Raw genomic sequence first — 25,031 nt, 5'->3', positions numbered from 1 at the left:
TGTTCTCAGCCTTTCGCGATCGGGTCGGCGCCGCGGACGCGGCTGTAGGCGACGGCCGCCACCACGACCAGCGCGCCCTGGAAGAAGTACTGCCAGGTCTGGCTCAACTCGAGGAACACGGTGGCGTTGAGCACCTGGACGATCAGGCCGGCGCCGAGCAGCGTGCCGATGAAGGTGCCCCGCCCGCCGAGCAGACTGGTGCCGCCCAGGATGACCGCGGTGATGCTGCTGAGCGTGTAGCCGACGCCCTGCGCCGGATCGCCGATGCCGAGCTGCGCGAGAAGCACCAGAGAACCCAGAAAAACCAAGACCGAGCAGCAGATGTACGCCCCGATGACGGTCCCCGTGACCTTGACCGCCACCCGCCGCGCCGACTCCTCGTTGGAGCCGACCGCGCGCAGCCGCATCCCGGCCCGGGTGCGGCGCAGCGCCACCTCGAGCGCGAGCGCCACCACCACCAGGAGCACGAAGCTGAGCGGGACCGGTCCGACCTGCTCGGTGACGACGCCGGTGACGGCCGTGCCGATGTTGCCGCCGGGCGAGTCGCGCAGCAGGAAGCTGAGACCTTGCAGGGCGATGTAGGTGGCCAGGGTGGCAGCGACGGGAGTGAATCGCGCGTACCGGATCAGCGTGCCGTTGACGGCCCCGGTTCCGGCCCCGGTCAGCAGCATCAGCAGGAGCCCGAGGAGCATCACGGGCCCGGACTTGCCGTCGTTGAGGAAGAACGACCCCACCACGACCATGAAGCCGGCCAGCGGTCCCACCGACAGGTCGATCCCGCCGACCAGCAAGGCGATCGTCTGGCCGAGCGCGATGAAGCCGAGCGCGGCGCACGACGTCATCACCGAGGTGATGTTGAAGGCCGACAGGTACCGGTCGTTGGTGCTGTAGACGTACGCGCCGAGGCCGAGCATGACCAGGGCGAGGATGACGACCGGCGCGTAGTCGCCGAGCAGGAACCGGCGCAGCGGGGTCGAGCCGGGCCGGGCCGCGACCTCCTCGCGACGATGCCCGGTGGCCCGCACGGCCGCGTGGATCAGCGCCTGCTCGGTGATCGCGTCGCCCTCGACCGTCTGGACCACCGCGCCGCGCGACATCACGACGACCCGGTCGCAGAGCCCTTCCAGCTCCTTGGCGTCGGAGGAGGCCACCACCACGGGTACGCCCTCGGCCGCGATCTCGCGCAGGATCCGGTAGATCTCGGAGCGGGCACCGACGTCCACGCCCTGGGTCGGCTCGTCGGCGACCAGAATCGCCGGCGCGGACAGCAGCGCCCGGGCCAGCACCACCTTCTGCTGGTTGCCGCCGGACAGCGCGGAGATCATGGTCTGCTGCGACGGCGTCTTGACGGCCAGCGAACGCAGCTGGCCGGCCACCGCCTCGGCCTCGGCCCGCGCGTCGAGCAGCGGCCCGCGGGTGAACAGCCGCAGGGCCGACAGGGCGGCGTTCTCCCGCACCGACAGGGACATCATCAGGCCCTCGCGGTGGCGGTCGGCCGGGAGGTAGCCGCATCGGTGGCGCAGCCGCTTGGGGCCGTACGCCGACCCGCCGACCTGGACCGTGCCGGTGAACGGCTCGAGCCCGGCCAGCGCCCGCAGCAGCGCGCTCTGCCCGTTGCCGACGATGCCGGAAATCCCGATGATCTCCCCGCGCCGGGCGGTGAACGAGACGTCGTGGAAGCCGCGCCCGGACAGCCCGTCGACGGCCAGGACCGGCTCGCCCGCCTCGGCGTCGCTGAGCTTGGCCGGGAACGTGGACTCGAGTTTCCGGCCGACGATCAGCGCGAGCAGCTCGTCGTCGGAGATGTCCGCGGTCGCGGCGCCGCCGCGGACGGTGCCGTCGCGCAGCACCGTGACCCGGTCGGCCAGGGCGCGGACCTCGGCCAGCCGATGGGTGATGTAGACGACCGCCGCCCCGGCGGCGGCCGCCGCCCGGACCCGGTCGAACAGCAGGTCGACCGAGTCGGGGCCGAGCGGCGCGGTCGGCTCGTCCAGGATCAGCAGGGACGGCTCGACCACGAGGGCCTTGGCCAGCTCGAGCAGGTGCTTCTGGGCGATGCCGAGCGACTCCACCCGGTCGTCGAGGTGCGCGGCGCACCCGACGTCGGCCAGCATCGCCCGCATCGTGGTCTCGGTGTCGCCGTCGCGGCGCAACACCTCGGCGGGCACCGCGACCCGGATGTTCTCCCCCACTGTCATGTCCGGCATCAGCGCCGGATGCTGGTGCACGATCGCGATCCGCAGCTCGCCGGCCTGCGCCGGGGTGAGGCGGTCGTAGGTCTGGTCGCCGATGGTGATCGAGCCGGCGTCCGGCACGACCGCGCCGGACGCCACGCCCATGAGGGTGGACTTGCCGGCGCCGTTCTCGCCGAGCAACGCGTGCACCTCACCGGAACGGATGGTGAGGTCGACGCCCGTCAGCGCCGCCACACCGTCGTAGTTCTTGCTGATCCCGGTGAGCGCCATCATCGCCGGCACCACCGCCACCGTGGTCTGCTCGTTCACCGTCGGTCCTCACTTGTTGAACAGGGCGGCCTGCTGTGGCCCGGGCAGCTCGGCGGAGAGATAGACGTCGCCGGGGAGGCTGCGGTCGCAGGTGACCTGATGGGGCTGACCGCCGACCGAGTCCTCGAACGCGGGCGCCTCGAACTGCGTGTTCGCCGGCGGGGTGCCGCCGGTCGCCTTGGCCACGGCCCAGTCGACGGCCAACCGGGCGTTGTCGTTGCCGGTGGCCACCGTGAACAGCTTGAAGTCGGGGTTCTTGGCCTTGTGGTCCGCCCAGAAGCAGGAGAGCACGTTGCCGTCGGAGGTGACCAGCGCCGGGATCGACCGGTTGCTCTTCTCGAACTCGGGCAGCGCGCCGACCAGCGACGGGCCGAAGTCGGAGACGATCACGTCGATCTTCGGGTATTTGGCGATGGCGGCCGACAGAACCTGCTGGGTGAGCGACGGATCCCAGTTCGTCACCTCGAACGGCTCCTGCCCGATGAACTTGTACTTACCGCTCGGGTCGAGGACCTCGTGCATGGCCTTGAGCTCGGTGAGGCCCTGGCTGTTGCCGGCCGGCCCGGACAGGAAGAGCACGTTGCCGCCGCCGGGCAGGTTCTTGACGATCCAATTGGCCCAGTTCTTGCCGTCGTTGGCGAAGTCGGCGCCGATCCACGTGGTGTAGTCGACGCCGGCCTTGCCGCCCGGGTCCACGCGGTACGGCACGGTGATCGCGCCCGCCTTGTACGCGCTGCGCAGCGCGGGAAGCACTGCATTGCCGGCGTCGGGGAAGACCACCAGCGCGTCGACGCCCTTGGCGACCATGCCCTGGATGTCGGAGATGGCCTTCTGCACGTTGCCCTGCCCGTCGGCGTAGCTGAAGCTGGTCACGCTCTTGCACTTGGCCACCTCGGCCTTGGCCGAGGCGGTGGTCACGAGGCGCCAGCTGTTGCCGCCGAAGCCGTCGGTGAGCCCGAGGCTGATCTTCTTGGACCCGCACCAGGACGGGGCGCCGGGAATCGGGGCGCCACCGCCGTCGGCCGAGGCGTCGGTGGAATTGGCGTTGCTGCACGCGGAGGCCAGCACGACTAGGGCGCCGGCGACGGCGGCCAGCCGGAGGCCGGAGGGGAATCTGGACATGGTGGGGCGTCCTCCTTGCAGACGACGTGGAGATGTCAGAACGGGGAGCGCGGCCTAGGCCGACGCAGGAAGGGCACGCGTACGCTGCGGCGACCGCAAGCGCCTCCAGTTGATGGTGTAAAGGGCGACGCCGATCGCGAGGGCAGCGGCCTGCACGAGCGTCTGCACCGCGTAGGTCTCGCCGAGCGCCAGCACGTACTGCTGGAGCTGGGTGAGGAAGAGCCCGGCCAGCGCGCTCGCCACGAGGCTGCCGCGGCCGCCGAGCAGGGAAGTGCCGCCGAGCACGACGGCTGCCACCGACGCCAGGACGTAGCTGTCGCCCTCGTACGCGGTGGGCTTGTTGACGATCCCGGCCAGCAGGAAGCCGGCCAGCCAGTAGAGCAGCCCGGCGCCGACGTAGGCGCCGCCTCGGAAACGGTCCACCTTGAGTCCCGCCGCCCAGGCGGCGAGCCCGCTGGCCCCCACCGCCTCGAAGCGGCGCCCGGTCACGGTCTTCTTGACCAGGACGGTGGTGACCGCGGTGGCCACGACCGCGAAGTACACCGCGTTCGGAACGCCGAGCGTGGTGCCGCCGGCCACCCTGGCCATCAGGTCGGTGGTCTGCCGGGGCGTCCCGCCGGAGACACCGAGGACGGCCGCGTAGAGCAACGCGTTGGTACCCAGCGTGGCCACGATCGCGTTGAGCCCGAGGCGTCCCACCAGTAGGCCGTTGAGCAGCCCGGCCGCAATCGCGGCGGCCAGGGCCAGCGCCGCCGCGGGCAGCACCTTGGCGTCGTTCCCGTACGCCTCGTGCGTGATGATCACGACCGTCAGCGAGATGGTGCCGGCGATCGAGAGGTCGATGCCGCCCTGCATGACGACGAGCGTCTGACCGAGCGCGGCGATGGCCAGCACGGCCGCGAACGGCAGCATGCCGAGCAGCGCGCCGTGGCTCATGCTGCTGCGGGCGGTCGCCCACCCCAGCACGGCCAGGGCGACGAGCGCGACGAGAACGGTGATCAGGCCACGGGACACGGTGCGGTGGGTGTTCATGCGACCTCCTCGAACCGGCCGAGCGTTGTGCCTGACTTTACAAACACGTGTCGTCGTTCACAATAGGTTGACACTCGAAAATGTAGAGGTCCGCACTGTGGCCCTCTTGGACAGCACAGTGCCACTTGTCGGCCAAGTGTTAGCTGCTACTTCACACGCAGATCAGCACCTTGCCCGGCACCGCGCCGGCGGCCAGCGGCTCGAACGCATCGGCCACCACCCGGCCGAGCGGAACGACGCGGCCGACCAGCTCGTCCGCGAGCGGGCGGTCGCGCAGCAGCTCGAGCGCGCGGGACAGGTCGGTATCGCAGACGTGCGCGACCGTGGTGCGGACGGTCACCTCGCGCAGGACGAGATCGGCCAGGGCCAGGCTCTGCGGCGCCTTGATCAGCCCGACCAGCAGCACCGTGCCACCCATGGCGACCAGATGGGCCGCGCGCTGTGCGGCGCCCGGCACGCCGGAGCTCTCGATGACCACGTCGGCGCCGTCGGGCACCAGGTCGCGTACCGGATCTTCCGGATCGTCCGGGCTGACCAGCAACGTCTCGGTCGCGCCGAGGCGCCGGGCGGCAGCCAGCCGGCCGGCGTCCACGTCGACCGCGATTACCCGGCCGTCGTGCCCGGCCAGCCCGGCCAGGATGAACGAGCCGATCGCGCCGGCGCCGAGCAGCACCACCGTGTCGCCCCGCTGGACGCCGGACCGGTCGACCGCGTGCAGCCCGACCGCGAGCGGCTGGGCGAGCGCGGCGTCGCGGTCGGCGCACCCGTCCGGAATCTCGCGCAGCGTGGCCGCCGGCACCGCGACGAAGTCGGCGAGCGCGCCGTGCGTGCTCAGGCCGAGCGTGTAGTACCGCTCGCACAGGTTGGTCCGGCCTTGGCGGCACCGGCGGCAGCCGCCACAGGAGACGCCGGCGCCACTGGCCACGCGCCGGCCGCGCCAGCGCTCGGCTCCAGCTCCAGCGTGGACGACCTCGCCGGCGAACTCGTGGCCCAGGATCGTGGGGCCGAGATGACCGCTGCCCGGGTGCCGGGTGGTCAGTGGGACCATCATCGGGCCCTTGGTGTACTCGGTGACGTCGGTGCCGCACAACCCGTTGTAGGCCACCGAGAGCACGACCGTTCCCGGTCCGGCGACCGGCTCGGCGTACTCCTCGATCCGCATGTCCCCGGGGGCGTGCAGAACGGCGGCGCGCATGGCAGCCTCCGCCCCTACAGCGTCGCGGACGAGGTCAGGTGGACCTTGACCTGGGATCTGTCGCCCAGCACGGCCGCTACCGCGTCGTCGGCCTTGGCCAGCGGGTACGCCGAGGTGACCAGCGGCGACAGGTCGATGCCGCCGCGGGCCAGGAACCGCAGCGTGCGCGGCCACACGCCGGGCGAGCCGATGATCCCGCGGGCCTGCAGCTCCTTGGACTGGAAGAGCCCGAGCTTGGCCGGCGCCGACGAGCCCACATCAATGCCGACGTAGACCAGGCGGGCCCGGAACGCGGCCGCCTCGAGCGCGACGGCCATCGCCTCGGGCCGGCCGCTGGCCTCGAACACCACGGACGCGCCGGCCCCTCCGGTCAGCGCGGCCACCTCGTCAAGGAAGCCCAGCCCGGTCGGATCGAGCGCCGTGTCGGCGCCGAGCGTCCGGGCGAGCTGGGCGCGCGCCTCGCTGGGCTCGGCCACGAGGACGCGAGCGCCCTTGCCGACGGCCGCGGCCACGATGCCCAGCCCGATCGGCCCGGCGCCGAGCACCAGGACCGTGTCGCTCGCGTCGAGGTCGTCGGCGCGCAAGGTCGCGTAGTAGCCACAGCTGAACGGTTCGACCAGGGCGCCCTGGGTCCAGGAGAGGTTGTCGGGCAGCTCGTGCAGCCAGTTCTGTTTGGCGACGAAGAACTCGGCCGCGGCGCCGCTGATGCTGAAGCCGAAATGGTCGGCGCCGATCACGCACTCGCCCACCACCCGGGCGCCCACCCCGAGGCTCTTGACCGACCGGCCGGTGCGGACCACCTCGGCCGACCACTCGTGCCCGGGGATGACCGGGAAGTCGAAGGGGATGATGTAGCGCCCGGCGAGGAGCTCGATGTCGCTGTGGCAGATGCCGACCCGGCGGCTCGCCAGCAGCACCTCGTCCTCGGCGATGTCCGGGACTTCCAGGTCGGCGATCACCGCACGACTGTCTCCGACAAACTGAAGAGCCTTCATGGTTGCTCCAGCGCTCCGTGCCATGTGTTCACCGATACTGAACGGGGCTTCGTCAATATGTCAACCGTTACTTCGTGGAAACAAAGGCTCAGTAGCCGTGCCGGACGCACCAGATACCGCGCACCGTCGCATCGGTGCGGTTGGCCAGCAGGTGCGGCACCGCCGAGTCGAAGCCGATCGCCTCGCCGGCACGCAACGTGAGAACCTCGAATCCGACCGTCACCTCGAGCTCGCCCTCGATCAGCCAGCCGAACTCGAATCCGGAGTGCCGGAGCATCCGCTGGTCGTTTGTCGAGCTGGAGTGCGGCGGATAGATGATCTCGATGAAGTCCAGGCCGGTGCCGGTATTGTCAACCAGCCGCTCCCAGATCACGCCGCTGTCCATCTCGAGGACGTGCCGCTCCCCAGGCCGGGTCACCGACAGCATCGGCAGCTTACGCTCGTGCGGCCACGCGTCAGCCAGAGAGCCCAGGTCGGAGCGGTTGACCGGCGGCGTCGCCACCGGCTCGGGCGCGGCGGCCGCCGCCCGCTCCCCCGCCGTGTCACCGTCGTCCTCCTCGGCGAACAGCTCGTCTATCGAGACGCCGAGCAGTTGGGACAGCGAGTAGAGGGTGGCGACCGAGGGCTGCGACTTGCCCCGCTCCATCTGCGAGAGGAACGACGCCGAGACTCCGAGCTCGCGGGCCACCTCGCGCAGCGACTTGCCCGAGCGCTCCCGGACCCGCTTCAGCCGGATACCCAGAGTGACCAGCGGCTTGGCGACAGACGGACTCAGCTCGGTCACGTGATCCCCTCGGTTGCGTCCCGCTCATTATGGGACGCCGTCCCCGCTCCGCCCATCGGGAGCTCGTTCGTGCGGCCAGAGCGAACGCCCGCCTCGTGCACCGTAAAGCAACAGTTGACGGCGCGTCCAGTGTCAGGTCATCATCGGGGACCATGGACCGCACCGCACTGGTCGTGGGCGTCACCGGGATCGCCGGCTACAACATCGCCGAGGCGCTGCTCGCCGCCAGCTGGCGGGTCATCGGCCTGTCCCGGGCGCCACGTTACGAGATTCCGGGCGTCGAGCACGTGTACGCCGACGTCCTCGACCAACCCTCCGTGGAGGCGGCCACGGCCGGCCGCGGCATCACCCACCTGTTCTACAGCACGTGGTCGCGTCAGCCCACCGAGGCCGAGAACTGCACGGTCAACGGCGCGATGCTCAACACGACGCTGAGTGCGCTGGCGAAGACGGCCTCGCTGCGTCACACCGTGCTGATCACCGGGCTCAAGCACTACCTGGGCCCGTTCGAGGCCTACGCCGAGGCACCCGCCGACACCCCGTTCCGCGAGACCCAGGACCGCCTGCCCTACCAGAACTTCTACTACGAGCAAGAAGACATCCTGTTCCGGGCGGCGGCCGAGCATGGCTTCACCTGGTCGGTGCACCGGCCGCACACGATGATCGGCTACGCGCTCGGCAACGCCATGAACATGGGCGTCACCCTCGCGGTCTACGGCAGCATCTGCCGCGCCCGCGACGAGCAGTTCGTGTTCCCCGGCAGCCCCCAGCAGTGGAACGGCATCACCGACATCACCGACGCGCGCCTGCTCGGCCGGCACGCGGTCTGGTCGGCCTCCGAACCGGCCGCGGCCAACCAGGCATTCAACACCACCAACGGCGACGTCTTCCGGTGGCGGCAGATGTGGCGGCGGCTGGCCGAGGCGCTCGGCGTCGAGGCGGCGCCGTACGCCGGGCACGCCGATCCCCTCGACGCCCGGCTCGCCCACGCCGACGAGACCTGGGCCACGCTCACCGACAAGTACAGCCTCGCCCCGTACCGGGCCGGCGACCTCGCATCCTGGTGGCACACCGATGCCGACCTCGGCCGGCCGGTGGAGGCATTCGCCGACATGTCGAAAAGCCGCGCGCTCGGCTTCCTCGACTTCCAGGACTCGACACGATCGTTCCTCGACCTGTTCGACACGCTACGGGTACAACACGTCATCCCAGCGATCTAAAGCGAAGCGCATCCTCGCGGACATGGATCAACCGATCAAGCTCGTCGGCACCGAGCTGCGCATACGGGCGAGGGCCTGGTGCGTTGACTGCTCGGAGGGTCAGGCAGTGTCGGGCGGTGCAGGGCGCTGGTGAGCGGGCCGGTCGATCTCGAGCGCGGCAACGGCCCGCCTGGGCGGTCGGTACCACCAGCGTGGCGAACTACCCTTGCAGCGCGCGGCCGGCGATCGACACAGCGGGGCCGGGGGGCGAAGCCGCACAGCGCGCCGAAGACGTTGAAGGCCACCACACCGAGCAGGAACACCCGCCTGCGGCCGTACCGATCCGCCAGCCGGCACGGGCCCGGTCGGGGTGGTCGGGAACGTGGTCGGAGTCGACGTTGTCGGCGTAACCCGCCTCGGCGAGGATTCGGATGATCCGGGCGTGGTCGACGTCGCCCTCGTCCGCGCGACCATGACGCCCGCCGAGCTCGGTTCAAGGCTGGTGTGAGCGAGCGGTTCTCCGGAACGCCTTCGCACCTCATGCCAAGGCCACCATCACTCGGCCACCTGACACTCCGACTGGAGCCCCTCTGAAGGCCTTGTGAACCGCGGGGTCAGATGCGCCGTCGGTCGCCGGGGCGGTCGAAGGCGGAGGGGCTGTAGTAGCGGGTGACGGTACCGTCCGGGGCGATCTCCCGGCTGTAGTGCTTGAGGAAGTCCCACAGCAAGGGCGGTTCCTCGGCAGTCGTATTGTGCGATCTGTAGACGTTTCTGGTCAGCTTGAGGATGGGTACCCGGGCGCCTTTGTCGTACCAGGTCCAGGTCTGGAAGCGATCGTGGAATCCGCTGCGCCGGCCGGCGATGGTGTCGACGTCGGAGAGGACCAGGCCGTCCACGCCGAGGTGGTACTGCGCCCAGCTGTCCGTCTGGTTCTGGGTGTCGTCCCACAGCGTGCCGACGAAGCCCTGGATGTCGCCGTACCCATAGATCAGGTAGTTGGGGATCTTTCGGCCGCTGGCCGGGTAGGCCACGCCGTCGAGGCTGACGGTGCCCGCGGCGTTCGGCGCCGTCGGGAACGAGCTGGACGCGACGGCGGCGAAATACTCGGGGAAGGCGATGGCAAGGTTCTGGGTGACGCCGCTGCCGGCGGACTGGCCGGTGGAGTAGAAGCGGGTGGGGTCGACGTCATAACGGGCGGTGATCACGTCACGTAGCTGGCGGTAGAAGGCCAACGAGTCGCGATGACTGACCACCACGGAGGTCCGGCTGTACTGCTCGCAGACGAAGACGAGCAGGATCCCTTCACGGTCGGCTACCTTCCACCATTGGGTGGCGTCGACGAAGACCTTGTCGGTCTGGCTGTCGCCGGGCCAGACGAACAGGACGGGCGCGTTGCGGCGGGCGGATCGGGGCCGATAGACGAGGTATTCCCGGACGAAGCCCTCGACCTGCATGGTGTGGACCTCGATGCCGAGCCGGCGGAAGTCGGCCCGTTCGTAGAGCTGGTTCCCGTAGGCAAAGGAGTTCTCATACCGGGTGTAGGCGGTCAGGAATTCGACGATCTGGCGGGTGGCGGCGCCATGCGTCTGGACGGCGACCTTCGAGATCGGCCCGGCGTGGGACGTCATCCACCGGCCTGATCCAGGGCGCTGCCGGTACACGGTGCCGAGCACGTCGTCATAGCTGCAGGCCGAGACGGTGTCGTTGGAGCGCTTCCAGTAGGCCACGCTGGCTCCGGCCCGGTGCTTCTCGGGACGGATGTACCAGGTCGGCAGGACCGTCTCGTCGTACCGGATGAGCCGGAACCCGGCGGGGAAGTCGACCGGTGAGTACTGCGTCTGGCCGTCGTACTCGCGCGACGCGTACGAGGCGAGGTAGGCGGCGTTCAGACCGGGGGAGTCGACGTAGGCCTGGGCGATGACCTTCAGCGGGTTCGCAACCGCCCACGCCTCCAAGGCGGGTGCGCCGTTGCCGTATCCGACGAAGTAGTTCTCCCCGAAGATCGAAAAGTAGTTGTTGCTCTGGTAGAAACCCAGCGCCGCCGCGACGTACGCAGCCTCCTGCTCGGCGTCGGCCCAGCCGGAGGGGCCGGGCTCAAGGACGAACAGACCTTCCTGTCGCCGGTCGGCCACGTCCCGCCACCCCGACGATTGGAGGAACTCTGCGGTGTCGGCGCGGTCGGGCACAGCGACCACCGTGTAGTAGGCGCGAATGGGAGTCTCGGCCGATATGTACACCTTGGCGGTCCTTGTCACGCCACCGACATCGAATGACTTGGTCCAGTACCCGGTCATCTCCCGGGGCAACTTGTTGGCGCGGGTGTAGTCGTATGCGGGGAACGGCCGGCCGTCAAGGGGTTGCGCCGCGCCGAGAGCGGCCGCGGCGTATGCCGGACTGTCGATGGGCGTGAGTGCGGCGGCGGCTGCCAGCGCGGCGGTACCCCGCAGCAGCTGGCGGCGATCGATGTACGTCATGACGTGACCTTAAGCGGAGGTCCACTTCACGGTGTGTCAGAACCGCCTGATGGATCACCCAGCAGCGAAACGGCTTCTTGCGTCGCTGGAAATTCAGCGTTTACATGGACGGTGGATTTTCACGTGGTACTAGTGGTCCGTCTAGCGGACCGCAAAACTCGTCCCCGTCAGCCGGCATCCAGCCAGCATCTATCCCGCAAAGTGCGGACGAGCTCGGCGGCGCGCAGTGAACCGGCGGCACGTCGCGGGGCGTAGGCCGTGGGTGTTCGGGTGATGGTCTCGTCTGCTGCGCCGATCTGGTCGCCGCGCCGTACAGCACGTGGTCAGCGCCTCGATGCGGGCACGCCCCCGGACTGCCGTGGGGCGTCGTCGTCACTCCCGAGGTGTCAGTCCCAAGGACAAGCCGTGCAAAATGGCCGCTCCCATGTGGCGAAGGTGCCGTCGAAGCGGGCGAGCACGGCCGTCAGCTCGTCGAGCACGCGGAATCGGCGCTGCCCGCGGGAGGGAACTGTCCAGCCGGACGCTGAACCCACCTCGCCGACCGCATCCGCCGCCACCGTCAGCAGCGCCGATCCCGATGGCGGCGCCCGCATCGTGGCGCTCGGCCCGGCCCTCGCCGACGCCGCCCAACTCGCTCAAGTCGTGACGTTCAGCCGTCCGCCGTCCACGTAGCAGGTCGAACCGACCGTGTACGACGGCCTCTCCGAGCAGAGGAAGACGAACAAGTCGGCCACCCTCCGGCGTCGCGAAGCGCTCGATCGGGCGTTGTCGCCGGCGATCTTCTGGAGGTACTGCTCCCAGGTCTGGCCGGTGTCCTCGGTGAGCAGCTTCGCCGTCTTCACCCAGTCGCCGCACCGCATTGGCCGTGGACCCCCCTACCTGGTGGCTTCGGCGCCCCGAGTCCGGCCGGGGTCATGTTGGCGTGGCCACTCGAAGGTCGGCGCGGTGTGGCGGGTCGGCGCCGGCGCGGGTGCACGTGATCGAGGCGACCTCGATGGCCTGGTCGATGATGCCTGCGAGCCGTTCGCGGTCGAGGTCCCGGATTGTCGCGGGTGTGCCGCATCCGGTTGATCGCAGGGCGGACAGCAGTCCGGCGATGAAGGCGTCGCCGGCGCCGACGGTGTCGACGACGTCGATCGGCGCAGCGGTGCGGTGAACCTCCTGGTCGGCGCGGACTCATCGGCGTCCTGTGACGCCGAGATCGCCCGCCCTGCCACGACTTTCCCAGGAAGGACGGTGGACCGCGTCCACTGTGTACGACGTGACCGCTGGACGATTCCCGGCCGGCCCGGCGTCAACGCCACCAACGATAGTGGCACCGTGATCAACAGCATCATCGCCGATGTCAAGGCCAGCCAACTCGGCCAGGTTTCCAAGCCCGGCGCCGTCATCTACGTCCCGCCCGGCGACTACTCGCTCAAGACGCGGGTCGTCATCGACATCAGCTACCTGCAGATCAAAGGATCCGGGCACGGCTTCGCCTCGCTGAGCATCCGCTACAACACCGCCGGCACCTCCAACTGGCACGAACTGTCGCCCGGCGCGAGCCACATCAAGGTGGAGAACACCGACGGCAACGCGGAGGCATTCCTGGTCACCCGCAGTGGCGCCCCCCGGCTGGCCCCCATCGAGTTCCGCGACTTCTGCATCGACGGTGTCGGCTTCACGCCTAACCAGAACTCCTACCGCAACGGCAAGACCGGCATCCGCATCGCCTCCGACACCGACGCCCTCAAAGTCGCCGGCACCACCAACACGAAGATCCTCAACGGCGGTGCGGCGGAGCAGGTCGTCGCCCACAGCGCGAGCTACGCCCTGCGGCCGACCCCGTAAGACATCCTCGCTCTATTGGCATCGGCCACTGTCCCGAGCCCGAGCACTTGCGGGCACTCGGCCGGCGCCCCGGCGCCGATCCACCCATGACCGCTGAGCAGGAACGGACTTCGCCTGGCTTCATATAGCGGGCTGGCCCAGAGCCGGTATTGCAAAGTGACTAGGCAGAAGTGGCTACGCCCCGACGCGCATACGCGGGAAAGTGCCGCCTTACGGATGAACGCGTGGCAGGTTGGGCAGCGCGTCTGAGCAGGCGGGGCGTACCGCCGCCTGCTTCGCCCCGTTCGTAAATATTTGGGGCGAGCTCTCGTCGTCGATCCCTTCGCATGCAACGACAGGACGATCTCGTCGACCCCGGTCAGCCGGCGTTGCCGCCGGTCAGCTCGAGCTTGTCAACACCGGCAGTGACCGCGGTGAGGCCTGCCTGAAATGCTGATCTTGCTGTTCGCTCGCCGGGAGTTCGTGTGGAGCGCCGTGACCTCGGGGTGCAGGGATGAGCCGCCAACGCGGAGGCGCGAGGCTGTGGTGACGAGGAGGATGGCTCGGTCTGCAAACCCCACTTAATTCACGGATGATGTGACTTCTGCTGGTAAGCGCTTTCCCCGGTGCGATAGATGTTCGTAGATTGATGACCTTCGATAGCAGACGGAGGCATCAATGACCAGTGAACCGGCCGAACGCGCCGGCGTGCCGCGGCGCAGCCTGCTGCTCGGGGCAGCTGCCGGCGCCGGCGCCGTCGCGCTGGGCGCCGGGGGCGCGATCGCGCCCCCGGCGCAAGCGGCGGCGCCCTTCGTCAAGGGGGCGGACATCAGCTGGATGCCGCAGATGGAGGCGAAGGGCTACTACTGGAACAACAGTAGCGGCGTGCGGCAGGACCTGTTCACCATCCTCAAGGGCTACGGCATCACGGCGGTCAGCCTGCGCACCTGGGTCAACCCGTCCAGCGACCCGGGCAACGGTCATTGCAGCATCGAGGAGACCGCGCAGATGGCGCAGCGCGCCAAGAACGCCGGTATGCAGGTGCTCATCGGATTCCATTTCGGCGACACCTGGAACTCGGTCGGCGTGCAAAACCCGCCGGCGGCCTGGGCCGGCATGAGTTACAGCCAGATGCTCCAGGCCATGTACGACTACGTCTACCACTCCTGCAACGTCATCAAGTACTACGGCGTGACGCCGGCATGGGTGAAGATCGGCAACGAGACCAACTCCGGCATCTGCAAGCCGACCGGCAGCATCAGCAAGCCGGCCCAGATGACTGGCCTGCTCAACGCCGCGTACGAGATGTCCAAGCAGGTCTTCCCGAGCACGCCGGTTCTGGTGCACCTGGCCCAGCCGCAGAACCTGGCCGGCGTCCAGAATTTCCTTGACGCCTACCGCAGCAACGGCGGGAAGTGGGACATCACCGGCCTGTCCTCGTACGCCCAGGGCGGGAACGTACCCACAGTGCTGGCCAATATGCAGACCATCCAGTCCGGCTACGGCAAGCCGGTGATGCAGGTCGAGTACGGCGGGCCGGTGGGCAAGCCCACCCAGGTGCGCGATTCACTGAGGGCGTTCGTCACCGGGGTCAGGGGCTTCGGTGGTCTGGGCACCTTCTTCTGGGAGCCGGAGGGCTATCCGTCCTTCAACGGCTACAACAGTTCAGCTTGGGACGAGAGCAGCCGACGGCCCACGGCGGCGATGGACGGTTTCCTCAACGTGTGACCGGGAGTGACTGTGGTGACTACGACGCCGGCGCGGTGAAGCACACGGTTCGCTTCTCGGTCGCCTTCGCCAACCGGGCGGCCGGCTTCTACGCCAACCACCATCCGGTGGCGAACGACTTCTTCAACAACACCAGCTACGGCAACCACCCCGACTTCAACATGTTGGGCGTCGATTCCAGCGGCGCCGCCGTCGGCCGGGGGAACCTGCGCAACAACATCGCCTACACCGGCGTCCTCGCGTCGAACATGACCGGCGCGACCGCCTCGTACAACTCGTGGAATCTGGGCCTCACTCTGTCGGACGGACAGTTCCAGAGCGTCTCGGTATCCGGTTGGGACGCGCCCCGCCAAGCCGACGGCAGCCTGCCCGTCCTCCCCCAGCTCCACCTCTCCGCGAACAGCACCCTGATCGACAAAGGCGCCGCTGTCGGCCTGCCCTACCAGGGCTCGGCGCCGGATCTCGGCGCCTTCGAACAGCAGTAGATGCCACGCGAAGCTCTCTCGCCAAACCGGAAGGAGGACAGATGCGACTGCGCTCCCGTTCAACGTTCGCTCTTCTCACCACCGGCACCATCGTTGCGGGCGCCGTCCTCTCCACCGCCCTCGCCGCGCACGCCGCCGCCGGCTGCACGGTCACCTACAAGGTGACCAGCCAATGGCCCGGCGGCTTCGGCGCGGGCGTCGTCGTCACCAACCTCGGCGATCCTCTGACCGGTTGGAGGCTGACCTGGTCGTTCACCGCCGGGCAGACGATCAACCAGCTGTGGAACGGCACGGTGACCCAGTCCGGCGCGAGCGTCACGGTCGCCAACGCCACCTGGAACGGGAGCATCGGCACCGGGGCCACTACCTCGTTCGGCTTCAACGCATCGAACAGCGGCGCGTCCAACCCGGTACCCGCCGCCTTCTTTCTCAACGGCGCCGCCTGCACCGGCAGCGTGGCGCCCACCACCTCGACGCCGGCGACCCCGCCGACCTCCAGCGGGCCCGCCACCGGCGTCCTCGACCAGGTCAGTACGCCGAGCCGGGCCCGGCCGGCCGGCGCCGGGGTGCAGTTCACCTGGCCCGGCACCTACTTCGAAGGACGCTTCCGCGGCACCGGCGTGGGCTTCGTGCTCAACGACGCCAACAACGACTATGTCATCGAGGTCGACGGGGCGATCGTCGGCACGCTGGTGACGCCGGGGCAGACCACCTATTGGGTCAAGGGTCTGGCGGACCGTGACCACACCGTGCGGCTGGCCAAGCGTACGGAAAGCCCGTGGGCCGTGGGTGAGTTCGACGGCCTGGTCGCCGCGAACGGCGGCGTGATCCTCGCCAAGCCGGCGGCCCGTAGCCGGCAGATCGAGTTCATCGGCGACTCGTGGACGGCCGGCTATGGCGATATGTCCACCACGCGGGACTGCGGCAGCAACGGCGGCGTCACCCGAAACACCAACGCCGACGTCAGCTTCGGCGCGCTGACCGCCAAGGGCTTGAACGCCGACTACCAGATCAACGCCTGGTCCGGTCTCGGCATGGTGCGCAACTACAACGGCACGAACCCCGATTACAACTTCCGCACCTACTACGACACCGACCTGCAGGCCCTCTACAACAGCGCGACCTGGCAGGTGCCGAGCACCTGGCGACCCCGAGCGGTCGTGATCGGCCTGGGCATCAACGACTTCTCCACCGCGCTCAACTCCGGCGAGAAGTGGGCGACGATCGACGAACTGGCCGCCGACTACCGGACGGCCTATCTGGCGTTCATCGGCCAGCTGCGCGCCCGGTACGGCTCCGACACGTTCATCGTGCTCACCTATCCCGACCTGTCGTACCAGACCACCGCGTTCGCCACCTCGATCCAGCAGATCGTCAAGACGCGCAACGACGCCGGCGACTCCCACGTTTCCTCCTTGTACTACGACGACACCGCCCTCGGGCTCGATCACCTCGGCTGCGACTGGCACCCATCGCAGCACGACCACCAGATCATCGCCGGCGCCCTGACCCAGTACCTCTCAACGCTCCCTCTGACCTGGTAAGAAGTCGGGCCCACGGCGAGCCAGCACCGGCCGGCCGCCTGGGCGCGACGCGGCTGCCGCGCTCCACCGCGTCAGCCAGTCCTGACCGGCACAACCCGGGCGGCCCGAAGCATTGACTCTCGCTGATGTGTGACATAGTTTCCCCTGGGGAAAGCGCATTCCTGTACGCAGTCGCCGTGACCCGACCAACCCGCGCCAGCCGGGTGGCGCCGGTGCCGTCGTCCTCGGCACAGGAGGTTTCCGTGAAGTCAATGCTCGCCCTCGCGATCGCCGTGCTCGCCCTGCCGGCGCCGGCCGCCGCCGCAGCCACCACCACCTATTACGTCGCTCCCAACGGCAACGACAGCAACGTCGGCACCCAGGCCGCGCCGTTCGCCACCATCCAGAAGGCGGTCGCCGTTGTCGCCGCCGGCGACACGATCGCCCTGCGCGGGGGCACGTACAAACTCGACACCACCATCACGATCGCGAAGAGCGGCACCGCGAGCGCGCCCATCACGCTCGCCGCCTACCAGTCGGAGCACCCGGTCATCGACGCCGAGGCGCTGCCCTACACGCCCGGCGCGGTCGGCTCGACCATCCCCGCCGCACAGCGCGGCGCGATCCACATGGAGGCGTCCAACTGGCGGATCACCGGCCTCGAGATCGTCCACGGCCCGTACGCGGTCTACTGCAACAACTGCAACAACAACACCTTCGAACGGTTGTCCACGCACGACAACTACGAGACCGGCTTCCAGTTGCAGGGCACCTCGGCCGGCAACCTGATCCTCAACCTGGACAGCTACAACAACCGGGACCCCCGCAAGAACGGGGAGAGCGCCGACGGCCTGGGCATCAAGGAGGGCAGCGGCACCGGCAACGTGGTGCGCGGCGCCCGGCTGTGGAACAACATCGACGACGGCTTCGACGCGTGGGCCTTCACCTCGCCGATCACGATCCAGAACAGCATCGCGTACGGCAACGGCTACAACCGCTGGGGCATCCCCGACTTCTCCGGCGACGGCAACGGCTTCAAGCTGGGCGGCAGCGGCGGCACCGGCCCGGCGGCCGGCCACGCGGTGAACAACAGCATGTCGTTCGGCAACGCCGCGCACGGCTTCACCGACAACGGCAACACCGGCACCATCACGATCAACCGCAGCACCGCCTACCAGAACGCGAAGACCGGCTTCGACGTCGACGGCGGCTCCACGTCGAAGCTGACCGCCAACCTGGCGGTGGGCAACAAGACTGCGGTGGCGCTGGGCTCCTCGACGGCCTCGGGCAACTCGTGGAACATCGGCGGCACCTGGACGCTGCTCAGCACCGACCAGTCCACGATCACCGGCGCCCGCAACAGCGACGGCTCGATCCGTACTTCCAACTTCCTGGTGCCGGCGAACGGCGCCGCGGTAGGAGCGAGGATCTAGGTGACCGACCGCTTCCGGCACGAGCCGGAAGCGACGGTCCCTGCGAGTGTAGGTATCCGCCGGAAGAGCGTGCCGAAGACGACCTGCAGCTCCACCAGGGCCAATTGCTGTCCGACGCGCGCGAACGGGCACCGCGCCTCCGGCCGGTGGCATCCGGAAACGTCTGTCTTCACCGCGACGGCCCTGAGCTACCGCCCCGATCCGACAAGCAGTGGTCATCGGAGCAGGCCGGCAAACACAGTGTCAAACGCGCGAGTGAGCTGCTCGAGGTCTCCCGGTCCGCCTACTACACCCGCAACATCAAGAGCACCCGTGAGCGCGTCGACGAACAGCTCACCGCACGGATCATCCAGGTGCATACGGCGTCGAACGGCACCTATGGTGCGCCGCGGATCCAGGCCGAGCTCGCTGACGCCAGCCATCGGCACGGCCGCAAACGCATCGCCCGGCCGATGCGGACCGCGGGTTGTAGGTTCGAGTCCTACGCGGCGCACCAGGTTTCACCAGGGCGTATAGCTTTCAGCTATGCGCCTTTGATCATTGTGGGCGACCCCGCTTCCCGCCTCGGCGAACGCAGCACGGCCATGTCCGTGCACGCCGGATGGTCGGGATCAGCCGACCGAGGCCGCAGCCTCCCGCTCCCGGTAGTAGTCGCCGGCCACCACCGGCGGATATTGCGTGCCGCCACCGACCGGGGGTGCGAGCGGGGTGATGAGCCGGTCCATGTTCGTTTCGCAGAAGACGATGAGGCTGATCAACTCCTCGTCCGGGTCGGCGTCCGACGGCGGGAGCACGCGGTGCCGGGTGGAACGCCACCGGTCACCGGTCCACCGGGCGAGCAGGTCGGCGATGTTGACCGTGAACGCGCCCGGCACGTACGGCGCGTCCGCCCACCCGCCGTCGAGGGTCTGCACCTGCAGCCCGCCGTAGCCCGGCTGCCGGTCGAGGATGGTCAGGATCCCCCAATCGGTGTGCGGTGCGACCCGGAACTGCCCCTCGAGCGGCGCACCGGTGACCGACAACGCCGGATAGCGGTTGATGTTGAACGTGTACGGCGCGTCCCTGCTCCGCTCGACGAAGTAGCCGGGTTCCAGCCCGAGCGCGGTGGCCAGCACCTCCAGCAACTCCCGATAGAGGCCCTGAACCTGCCCGGCGTACGAGGTCACCGGCCCACGCAGGCCGGGCACCTCGACCGGCCAGACGTTCGCTGTGAACCAGCCGGGGTCACCGGCCGGATCCTCCCGCCCGAACGTGAAGGTCTCCTTGAGATCGGCCTTCTCGACATCGGCGACCTCCCCGTAGAACGCGTTCGCCTCGCGGCCACGGGCTATCCACCCCCGCCCGCCGACGCCCGTCGCATACCCGTCCTTGACCGGGTCGGGCAGCGCGAAGAACGCGCGGGACGCCTCCCGGATGCGCTCCCCGAGCGACTCGTCGACGCCGTGCCCGCTGACCAGGAAGAACCCCGAGTCCCGCATGGCACGGTCAAGCCGGGCCGCGAGCGCGGCGCGCTCCACAACGCCGGCGGCCCGCCACGCGCCGATGTCGAACAGCGGTATGTCCGGCGTGCTCATGAATCACATCCCCGCCAAGGAGCGCTACGTCCAAAGACCCGAACCGACCGTACGCGGCGACTGTTACAACAGCCTCCCCGCCCGAGCGACAACACAGCCTCACACCGCCGCGGCAGTCCTCCGAGCCTTGCGGCAGATCCGTGCACCTTCGCCGGCTAGCCGTGTGGTCGGGAGTGGTCGGCCGCGGCGGTTTCGGCGAAGGCACGGATGAGCTCGATATCGCTTCCCCAGCCTTCGAATACCTCGGCGTGACCGTGGCAACGAGCCAAAGTCTCAACCGCGGGGAAAAGGCGCAGCGACGCGGTCCGGACGCGATCTGGCATGAGCGCCGTGTTCCAGTGGCCGGGCAGCGGGAAGCTCTCCAACTCCCAACGCAGGTACTTGTTGTAGGGACGGAGTCTGCCGTGCAAGGCGAACACCGTCTCCAGCAGCCAGGGCAGACTCTCCGCCTCGTCGAGCAGAGCGGCCTCGGCGAAGCCGTCTCGGCGACTCTTTACGCAGCGGTAGAGCTGGTTGATGTAGGCGTCCAGGTTTGTGCGTGCGTGAAGGGTCGCCTCCTCGGCCGACAGGGTTGCCTGCCGATCGACCAGCTCGGCGATGCCCCCGTTCAGCCGGTCCAGCAGCACCTTCGCACCGCGATAGGAATCGGACCCCACAGGTACCAGAACGCGTCGCGGGAGCGACAGAGCAATTAGGAATGGGCGGTGTGGAACTGGGCGACCAGGAGCTCGATGCGGGCGGCGTCTTGACCGGGGCGTAACCGGTCGCTCCGGCCGAGCGTGGTCAGTCCGTGCAGGGCCGCCCAGAGCACCTCGGTCAGGGTGTCGACGTCTCGCCCGTTGGCGACGGTGGCGACCGCCTCACGTAGTTCGCCGAACGCCGCCGACAACGGCGCCGGCGTGTTGTCGGCACCGAAGCGCAGTCGGGTGGCGCGGGTGAACATCGCGTCGTACAGCGCCGGGTTGCTTGCGGCAAAGGCGCTGAACGCGTGGGCGACCCGACCCAACGCCTCCTCGGGCGCACCGACTCCGCGCCGGGCCGTGCCGAGGGCTTCGGTCAGTTCACCGAAACCCTCCAATGCGACGGCCTCGACAATGTCCTCCATCGAGGCGAAGTGCTTGTACAGCACCGGCTGGCTGTACTCGATCTCGGTGGACAACCGACGGGTGGTTACCGCGTCCCAGCCGTCGCGCTCGGCCAGCGCGCGGGCCGTCGCGGTGATGAGCCCCCGCTGCGCAGCGCGCTCACGGAGCCGGCGCTCCTCGATGGTCATACCTGACTCTAGCACCGCTACCAATGCGAGCACTGCTATTGACGTCGACCGGCCACGGGGTTAGCGTTGCTAGGGTTAGCGTTGCTAGCTTCACGGAAGCCGCTTAGGAGAATGACATGACGACACAGGGACAGCACCTCACCGAGACCTACCTCGCGATGATCAACACCCACGACCCGGACCTGGTGGACCGATTGGTCGCCGAGGACTACATCAATCACAACGCCTTCGTTGCCGACGGACGCGAGGCCAACCGCCAGTTCTGGACGTCGTTCTTCGCCGCCTTCCCCGATCTGAGCGGCACCCGGGAGGACCTCGTGGAATCCGGGGACCGCGTCGTAGGCCGCTTCGTCTACACCGGGACCCACACCGGAGATTTCATGGGCATCCCCGCCACCGGAAACCCGATCGAGATGCGCACCATCGACATCTGGCGCGTCGAGGACGGCATGTTCGTCGAGCACTGGGACGAGATCAATGCGCTGCAGCTGTTCCAGCAGATCGGCGCGCTCCCGCCACTGGGCGGCGCCCCCGAGGGACAGGCATGATCCACCGCGGCGTCACTCAAAGAGCTTGGCCGCCGTGATCACGGTCTGCACAATGCCGTAACCGAGCAGCACGGCCACCAGCAGCCAGGACACCAGCAGGCGGACGGACTGGGCGCTCATGCGGCAGCCTCCTTCTCGAGGGCGGAAACGGTGCCGGCCGGCTCGTGGAATCGCTCCGGCACCGGGCGGATCAGCAGGTTGGCGACGAAGCCGATGGCCAGCAAGCCGACCATGGTGAACAGCGCCGGCCGGTAGGCGTCCGCGGTCAGCGTGCCGGGCTTGCCCTGGGCGTCGAGGAAGCCGTTGATGATCAGTGGACCGGCGACGCCGGCCGCGGACCAGGCGATCAGCAGCCGGCCGTGGATCGCGCCCACCTGATACGTGCCGAACAGGTCGCGCAGATAGGCCGGGACCGTCGCGAAACCACCGCCGTAGAACGAAAGGATCAAGCCGGCCAGCACCACGAACAGCGCCGTCGCCGCGCTGCCGACGGTGGCCAGCAGCAGGTACAGGATCATGCCGCCGCCCAGGTACACCATGTACATCGGCTTGCGGCCGATCACGTCGGAGGTGGACGACCAGGCGAACCGGCCGGCCATGTTGAAAAGCGACAGCACTCCGACGAAGCCGCTGGCCGCCGCGACGCTGACGCTGGAGACGCCGTTGGACCCCCGGAAGAAGTCCTGGATCATCGGGCTGGCCTGTTCGAGGATGCCGATGCCCGCGGTCACGTTGCAGAACAGGACAATCCACAACAACCAGAAGCTTCGCGTACGGATGGCACTCGCGGCCGACACGTTCGCCGTCGTGACCAGCGGCTTCTTCGCAACGGTCGACGGGTCCCAGCCCGCCGGCCGCCACCCCGGCGCCGGCACCCGGATGTTGGCGACCCCCAACATCATGATCAGGAAGTACGCGATGCCGAGGGTGACGAACAGCAGCACCAGCGCCCGGCCGTCGGCGACCGACGTGGACACATTGGGGTCGTAGTTCGGGTCGTACAGGGAAAGGAGCTGCCGCGAAGCGGGGCTCGCGATCAGGGCGCCGCCCCCGAAGCCCATGATGGCCAGTCCCGTCGCGAGCCCGGGCCGGTCGGGGAACCACTTGATCAGCGTGGACACCGGCGAGATGTAGCCGATGCCGAGCCCGATCCCGCCGATCACGCCGTAGCCGAGATAGACCAGCCACAGTTGGGTCGTTCCGATGCCGAGCGCCGCGACCAGGAAGCCGCTGGACCAGCAACAGGCGGAGACGAACATCGCCTTGCGGGGGCCGTTCGCCTCGACCCAGGTGCCGCCGACGGCCGCCGACAGGCCCAGCATCACGATCGCGATGCTGAAGATGATGCCGATCGAGGTCTGGCTGGCGTCGAAATGCTGGATGAACGAGTTCTTGTAGACGCTGGTCGCATAGACCTGGCCGATACACAGGTGTACGGCGAGCGCGGCGGGCGGGATCAGCCAGCGGCTGTACCCCTCGGGCGCGATCGTGTGCTTGCGGTCGAGCGCGGTGAGCAGGGACACTCCGGCCTCCCAACGCCAGCGGGATATTGAAGACCATCATTGACCAGAGTCCTTGACCAAGCAACCTTTCCGACGAGTCACGGCGCCGTCGGTCAGGCGGCGGGGTCGCGGCGATGCAGGATGAGCCCGCTGGCTGACACGCTCAGCGCGATCCAGATGAGTTGAGTGGCGGCTCCGGGCCACAGGTCGGCGTCGGCCGCCGGGTCGAAGAGTTGTAGCCAGTTCTGCCAGTAGTGGACCGGCAGGAGCACGGCGACGGCGTGCAGGGCGGTCTGGCCGTTGAGGATGCTGGCGATGACGACGAAGGCGATCGCCACGGCCAGGGCCTCGGCGCCTCGGAGCAGCAGAAGCCCCAGAGCAAGCGTGATGGCGGCCATGGCCAGCATGCACAACAGCGTGTATCCGCCGGCGGCCAGGACGCGGGTGATCGTTTCGGTGGTGGTGAGGTTCGGCGCGTCGATGAGGTGGAACGGGTGCCAGCCGAAGAGAGCCCAGCCGGCCGCCAGGCCCGCGCCGAGCACGCAGATGAGGGCCGCGGTGGTCGCGATCGCCACCGCGCCGAGCTTGGCGGCCAGCAGTCGTGTGCGGTTGACCGGGGCGACGTAGAGGTAGCGCAGTACGCCCCAGTCGCGGTCGGCCGAGGCGATGGCGGCCGACAGGAGCGCGACGACGATCGGGAGCAGCAGCGGGCCGATGAACTCGAGGCTGGCCATGGCGTGGTTCAGGGCGGAATACGGGGATGCGCCGAAGAGACCGCCCTGGCTGCCGTTGCGGTGACCGGCGGAGGACGCGAAGGACAGTCCGGCGGCGACCGGTACCGCGGCCAGGCAGAGCAACGCGATCAAGGTGCGCAACCGCATCAACTGGGTGGTGAGCTCAACGCGCAGCATGGTCGTGTCCTTCGGTCAGGGCGAGGTACGCGTCCTCCAGCGATCGGTGGTCCTCGCTCGCGCCGGCGACGGCGACGCCCGCCCTGACCAGGGTCTCGACAATCCCGCTGACCGGTACGGAGGGTGCGGTGACCATGACGTCGCCGTCGTCCATGGTGGTCGCGGTCACGCCGGGGGTGTCGCGCAGAACGGTCAACGCCCGGTCCGGCTCCTCGGTCCGGATCCGGCATGTTCCGGCCCCGTCCAGGAGGTCGTCGAGCCTGCCGGCGGTCACCAGCCGGCCGTGGTTCATCACGACGATGTCGGTGGCCAGCGTCTGCACCTCGGCCAGCTGATGGCTGGAGACGAGCACGGCGATGCCGTCGGCCGCGCGGTCGGCGAGATAGTTCCGGAGAGCGCGGACCTCGGCCGGGTCGAGACCGTTGGCCGGCTCGTCGAGGATCAGTACGTCGGGGCGGCGCATGAACGCTTGCGCGAGCATGAGCCGCTGCTTCATGCCCATCGAGTAGCCCTTGACCTTGCGATCGAAGGCTGACCCCAGGCCGGCGAGGTCGAGCGCATCCCCGAGGCCGGGCGGCGGCCACGTCTGACGGGCCGCCGCCCAGAACAGCTTCAGGTTCGCGATGCCGGTCAGGTGCGGTACGAGCGCGGGCCCGTCGATCAGGACGCCGACCCGTCTCAGGACCGGCGCCCCGAGCGAGACCGCGGTGCCGGCAATCCGGACGACACCCGCGTCGGGCACGGTCAGACCGACCAGCATCCGTATGGTCGATGTCTTGCCGGCCCCGTTGGGCCCGAGGAGGGCACAGATCCGGCCCGCCTCGACGTCGAAGGTCAATTCCTGGACCGCTCGTTGCCGGCCGTACCGTTTGGACAGGCCCTCGGCGTGGATCATGACTCGTGAAGTGGGCATGGGGAATCGCCCTTTCTCGGCAGG

At 68.8% G+C, this 25,031-nt stretch carries 23 protein-coding genes and 2 pseudogenes; 9 read left to right on the top strand and 16 right to left on the bottom strand.

Annotation, left to right across the window (positions count from 1 at the left end):
- Positions 1 to 5 precede the first annotated feature (5 nt).
- The 6 genes from A3CQ_RS0135855 to A3CQ_RS0135830 all read right to left on the bottom strand — a co-directional run bounded on the left by A3CQ_RS0135855 (position 6) and on the right by A3CQ_RS0135830 (position 7,632).
- Positions 6 to 2,504, bottom strand: a complete 2,499-nt coding sequence (locus A3CQ_RS0135855; protein ID WP_020515781.1) for an ATP-binding cassette domain-containing protein — start codon at positions 2,502 to 2,504, stop codon at positions 6 to 8.
- A 9-nt stretch (positions 2,505 to 2,513) separates the two neighbouring features.
- Positions 2,514 to 3,626 (bottom strand): substrate-binding domain-containing protein, encoded by a 1,113-nt coding sequence (locus A3CQ_RS0135850; RefSeq protein ID WP_020515780.1) that lies wholly within the window; start codon positions 3,624 to 3,626, stop codon positions 2,514 to 2,516.
- A 54-nt stretch (positions 3,627 to 3,680) separates the two neighbouring features.
- Positions 3,681 to 4,658, bottom strand: a complete 978-nt coding sequence (locus A3CQ_RS55280) for an ABC transporter permease (RefSeq protein WP_020515779.1) — start codon at positions 4,656 to 4,658, stop codon at positions 3,681 to 3,683.
- Between the two features lie 151 nt (positions 4,659 to 4,809).
- The gene (locus A3CQ_RS0135840) at positions 4,810 to 5,853 is read right to left on the bottom strand and encodes a zinc-dependent alcohol dehydrogenase (protein ID WP_020515778.1); all 1,044 of its coding nucleotides are present in this window, start codon (positions 5,851 to 5,853) and stop codon (positions 4,810 to 4,812) included.
- A 14-nt stretch (positions 5,854 to 5,867) separates the two neighbouring features.
- Positions 5,868 to 6,812: a zinc-dependent alcohol dehydrogenase gene (locus tag A3CQ_RS0135835; protein WP_020515777.1), complete on the bottom strand. Its 945-nt coding sequence runs from the start codon at positions 6,810 to 6,812 to the stop codon at positions 5,868 to 5,870.
- A gap of 124 nt (positions 6,813 to 6,936) precedes the next feature.
- On the bottom strand, positions 6,937 to 7,632 hold the full coding sequence (locus A3CQ_RS0135830; protein WP_020515776.1) for a helix-turn-helix domain-containing protein: 696 nt from the start codon (positions 7,630 to 7,632) through the stop codon (positions 6,937 to 6,939).
- Positions 7,633 to 7,784: 152 nt separating this feature from the next.
- Between A3CQ_RS0135830 and A3CQ_RS0135825 the strand changes: the two genes are divergently transcribed.
- A complete protein-coding gene (locus tag A3CQ_RS0135825) occupies positions 7,785 to 8,852 on the top strand; it encodes an SDR family oxidoreductase (RefSeq protein ID WP_020515775.1) in 1,068 nt (355 codons plus the stop codon).
- 361 nt (positions 8,853 to 9,213) lie between these two features.
- Positions 9,214 to 9,339: a hypothetical protein gene (locus A3CQ_RS63770; protein WP_020515774.1), complete on the top strand. Its 126-nt coding sequence runs from the start codon at positions 9,214 to 9,216 to the stop codon at positions 9,337 to 9,339.
- Positions 9,340 to 9,445: 106 nt separating this feature from the next.
- Here the strand turns inward: A3CQ_RS63770 and A3CQ_RS0135815 are convergent, their stop codons facing one another.
- From A3CQ_RS0135815 to A3CQ_RS59640, 3 genes and pseudogenes are all read right to left on the bottom strand, one after another.
- Complete coding sequence (locus tag A3CQ_RS0135815; RefSeq protein ID WP_020515773.1) at positions 9,446 to 11,305, bottom strand: alpha/beta hydrolase family protein; 1,860 nt, start codon at positions 11,303 to 11,305, stop codon at positions 9,446 to 9,448.
- Between the two features lie 635 nt (positions 11,306 to 11,940).
- Positions 11,941 to 12,147, bottom strand: a complete 207-nt coding sequence (locus tag A3CQ_RS0135810; protein ID WP_211216741.1) for a hypothetical protein — start codon at positions 12,145 to 12,147, stop codon at positions 11,941 to 11,943.
- A gap of 70 nt (positions 12,148 to 12,217) precedes the next feature.
- Positions 12,218 to 12,463: pseudogene (locus tag A3CQ_RS59640) on the bottom strand (PfkB family carbohydrate kinase); the annotation flags it as partial.
- Positions 12,464 to 12,625: 162 nt separating this feature from the next.
- Between A3CQ_RS59640 and A3CQ_RS55270 the strand changes: the two are divergent.
- From A3CQ_RS55270 to A3CQ_RS64110, 6 genes and pseudogenes are all read left to right on the top strand, one after another.
- Positions 12,626 to 13,138, top strand: a complete 513-nt coding sequence (locus tag A3CQ_RS55270; protein WP_157296754.1) for a hypothetical protein — start codon at positions 12,626 to 12,628, stop codon at positions 13,136 to 13,138.
- Positions 13,139 to 13,795: 657 nt separating this feature from the next.
- Positions 13,796 to 14,845 carry a glycosyl hydrolase 53 family protein gene (locus tag A3CQ_RS0135800; protein ID WP_020515770.1) on the top strand — a complete coding sequence of 350 codons (1,050 nt, stop codon included), beginning with the start codon at positions 13,796 to 13,798 and terminating at the stop codon, positions 14,843 to 14,845.
- Positions 14,842 to 15,330, top strand: coding sequence for a hypothetical protein (locus A3CQ_RS0135795; RefSeq protein WP_020515769.1), 489 nt, complete (start codon positions 14,842 to 14,844; stop codon positions 15,328 to 15,330). The genes A3CQ_RS0135800 and A3CQ_RS0135795 overlap by 4 nt, the downstream gene beginning before the upstream one ends.
- Before the next feature lie 41 nt (positions 15,331 to 15,371).
- On the top strand, positions 15,372 to 16,874 hold the full coding sequence (locus A3CQ_RS0135790) for a cellulose binding domain-containing protein (protein WP_020515768.1): 1,503 nt from the start codon (positions 15,372 to 15,374) through the stop codon (positions 16,872 to 16,874).
- A 176-nt stretch (positions 16,875 to 17,050) separates the two neighbouring features.
- Positions 17,051 to 18,286 (top strand): right-handed parallel beta-helix repeat-containing protein, encoded by a 1,236-nt coding sequence (locus A3CQ_RS0135785; RefSeq protein WP_211216740.1) that lies wholly within the window; start codon positions 17,051 to 17,053, stop codon positions 18,284 to 18,286.
- Between the two features lie 146 nt (positions 18,287 to 18,432).
- A pseudogene (locus A3CQ_RS64110) lies at positions 18,433 to 18,747 on the top strand (IS3 family transposase); the annotation flags it as partial.
- Positions 18,748 to 18,897: 150 nt separating this feature from the next.
- On the opposite strand, the gene A3CQ_RS0135780 reads toward A3CQ_RS64110, so the two are convergent.
- The 3 genes from A3CQ_RS0135780 to A3CQ_RS0135770 all read right to left on the bottom strand — a co-directional run bounded on the left by A3CQ_RS0135780 (position 18,898) and on the right by A3CQ_RS0135770 (position 21,133).
- Positions 18,898 to 19,860 carry an isopenicillin N synthase family dioxygenase gene (locus A3CQ_RS0135780; protein ID WP_020515766.1) on the bottom strand — a complete coding sequence of 321 codons (963 nt, stop codon included), beginning with the start codon at positions 19,858 to 19,860 and terminating at the stop codon, positions 18,898 to 18,900.
- Positions 19,861 to 20,015: 155 nt separating this feature from the next.
- Positions 20,016 to 20,486 (bottom strand): hypothetical protein, encoded by a 471-nt coding sequence (locus tag A3CQ_RS55265; RefSeq protein ID WP_157296752.1) that lies wholly within the window; start codon positions 20,484 to 20,486, stop codon positions 20,016 to 20,018.
- Positions 20,487 to 20,551: 65 nt separating this feature from the next.
- Positions 20,552 to 21,133 (bottom strand): TetR/AcrR family transcriptional regulator, encoded by a 582-nt coding sequence (locus A3CQ_RS0135770; protein WP_020515764.1) that lies wholly within the window; start codon positions 21,131 to 21,133, stop codon positions 20,552 to 20,554.
- 116 nt (positions 21,134 to 21,249) lie between these two features.
- On the opposite strand from A3CQ_RS0135770, the gene A3CQ_RS0135765 reads away from it, so the two are divergent.
- On the top strand, positions 21,250 to 21,681 hold the full coding sequence (locus A3CQ_RS0135765; RefSeq protein ID WP_020515763.1) for an ester cyclase: 432 nt from the start codon (positions 21,250 to 21,252) through the stop codon (positions 21,679 to 21,681).
- 12 nt (positions 21,682 to 21,693) lie between these two features.
- Here A3CQ_RS0135765 and A3CQ_RS64370 read toward each other — a convergent pair whose 3' ends face one another.
- The 4 genes from A3CQ_RS64370 to A3CQ_RS55260 form a co-directional block, all read right to left on the bottom strand.
- A complete protein-coding gene (locus A3CQ_RS64370; protein WP_020515762.1) occupies positions 21,694 to 21,801 on the bottom strand; it encodes an MFS transporter small subunit in 108 nt (35 codons plus the stop codon).
- On the bottom strand, positions 21,798 to 23,198 hold the full coding sequence (locus A3CQ_RS0135755) for an MFS transporter (protein WP_040433664.1): 1,401 nt from the start codon (positions 23,196 to 23,198) through the stop codon (positions 21,798 to 21,800). Before A3CQ_RS0135755 ends, A3CQ_RS64370 begins: the two co-directional genes overlap by 4 nt.
- Positions 23,199 to 23,296: 98 nt before the next feature.
- Positions 23,297 to 24,094, bottom strand: coding sequence for a DUF2705 family protein (locus tag A3CQ_RS0135750; RefSeq protein WP_020515760.1), 798 nt, complete (start codon positions 24,092 to 24,094; stop codon positions 23,297 to 23,299).
- Positions 24,081 to 25,007 carry an ABC transporter ATP-binding protein gene (locus A3CQ_RS55260; RefSeq protein WP_084699378.1) on the bottom strand — a complete coding sequence of 309 codons (927 nt, stop codon included), beginning with the start codon at positions 25,005 to 25,007 and terminating at the stop codon, positions 24,081 to 24,083. Before A3CQ_RS55260 ends, A3CQ_RS0135750 begins: the two co-directional genes overlap by 14 nt.
- Positions 25,008 to 25,031: the final 24 nt, after the last annotated feature.

This window comes from Paractinoplanes globisporus DSM 43857 (genome assembly GCF_000379645.1).
GTDB classification, from domain to species: Bacteria; Actinomycetota; Actinomycetes; order Mycobacteriales; family Micromonosporaceae; genus Actinoplanes; species Actinoplanes globisporus.
Note: the sequence above shows the minus strand (reverse complement) of the source record. Positions and strands in the feature narration are given on the sequence as shown.

What these genes read in the sequence shown, in the direction of transcription:
- A3CQ_RS0135850 (WP_020515780.1), bottom strand. Translation starts at nt 3,626, where the DNA reads ATGTCCAGATTCCCCTCCGGCCTCCGGCTGGCCGCCGTCGCCGGCGCC.
- A3CQ_RS55280 (WP_020515779.1), bottom strand. Translation starts at nt 4,658, where the DNA reads ATGAACACCCACCGCACCGTGTCCCGTGGCCTGATCACCGTTCTCGTC.
- A3CQ_RS0135840 (WP_020515778.1), bottom strand. Translation starts at nt 5,853, where the DNA reads ATGCGCGCCGCCGTTCTGCACGCCCCCGGGGACATGCGGATCGAGGAG.
- A3CQ_RS0135825 (WP_020515775.1), top strand. Translation starts at nt 7,785, where the DNA reads ATGGACCGCACCGCACTGGTCGTGGGCGTCACCGGGATCGCCGGCTAC.
- A3CQ_RS0135815 (WP_020515773.1), bottom strand. Translation starts at nt 11,305, where the DNA reads ATGACGTACATCGATCGCCGCCAGCTGCTGCGGGGTACCGCCGCGCTG.
- A3CQ_RS0135800 (WP_020515770.1), top strand. Translation starts at nt 13,796, where the DNA reads ATGACCAGTGAACCGGCCGAACGCGCCGGCGTGCCGCGGCGCAGCCTG.
- A3CQ_RS0135790 (WP_020515768.1), top strand. Translation starts at nt 15,372, where the DNA reads ATGCGACTGCGCTCCCGTTCAACGTTCGCTCTTCTCACCACCGGCACC.
- A3CQ_RS0135780 (WP_020515766.1), bottom strand. Translation starts at nt 19,860, where the DNA reads ATGAGCACGCCGGACATACCGCTGTTCGACATCGGCGCGTGGCGGGCC.
- A3CQ_RS0135770 (WP_020515764.1), bottom strand. Translation starts at nt 21,133, where the DNA reads ATGACCATCGAGGAGCGCCGGCTCCGTGAGCGCGCTGCGCAGCGGGGG.
- A3CQ_RS0135765 (WP_020515763.1), top strand. Translation starts at nt 21,250, where the DNA reads ATGACGACACAGGGACAGCACCTCACCGAGACCTACCTCGCGATGATC.
- A3CQ_RS64370 (WP_020515762.1), bottom strand. Translation starts at nt 21,801, where the DNA reads ATGAGCGCCCAGTCCGTCCGCCTGCTGGTGTCCTGGCTGCTGGTGGCC.
- A3CQ_RS0135750 (WP_020515760.1), bottom strand. Translation starts at nt 24,094, where the DNA reads ATGCTGCGCGTTGAGCTCACCACCCAGTTGATGCGGTTGCGCACCTTG.
- A3CQ_RS55260 (WP_084699378.1), bottom strand. Translation starts at nt 25,007, where the DNA reads ATGCCCACTTCACGAGTCATGATCCACGCCGAGGGCCTGTCCAAACGG.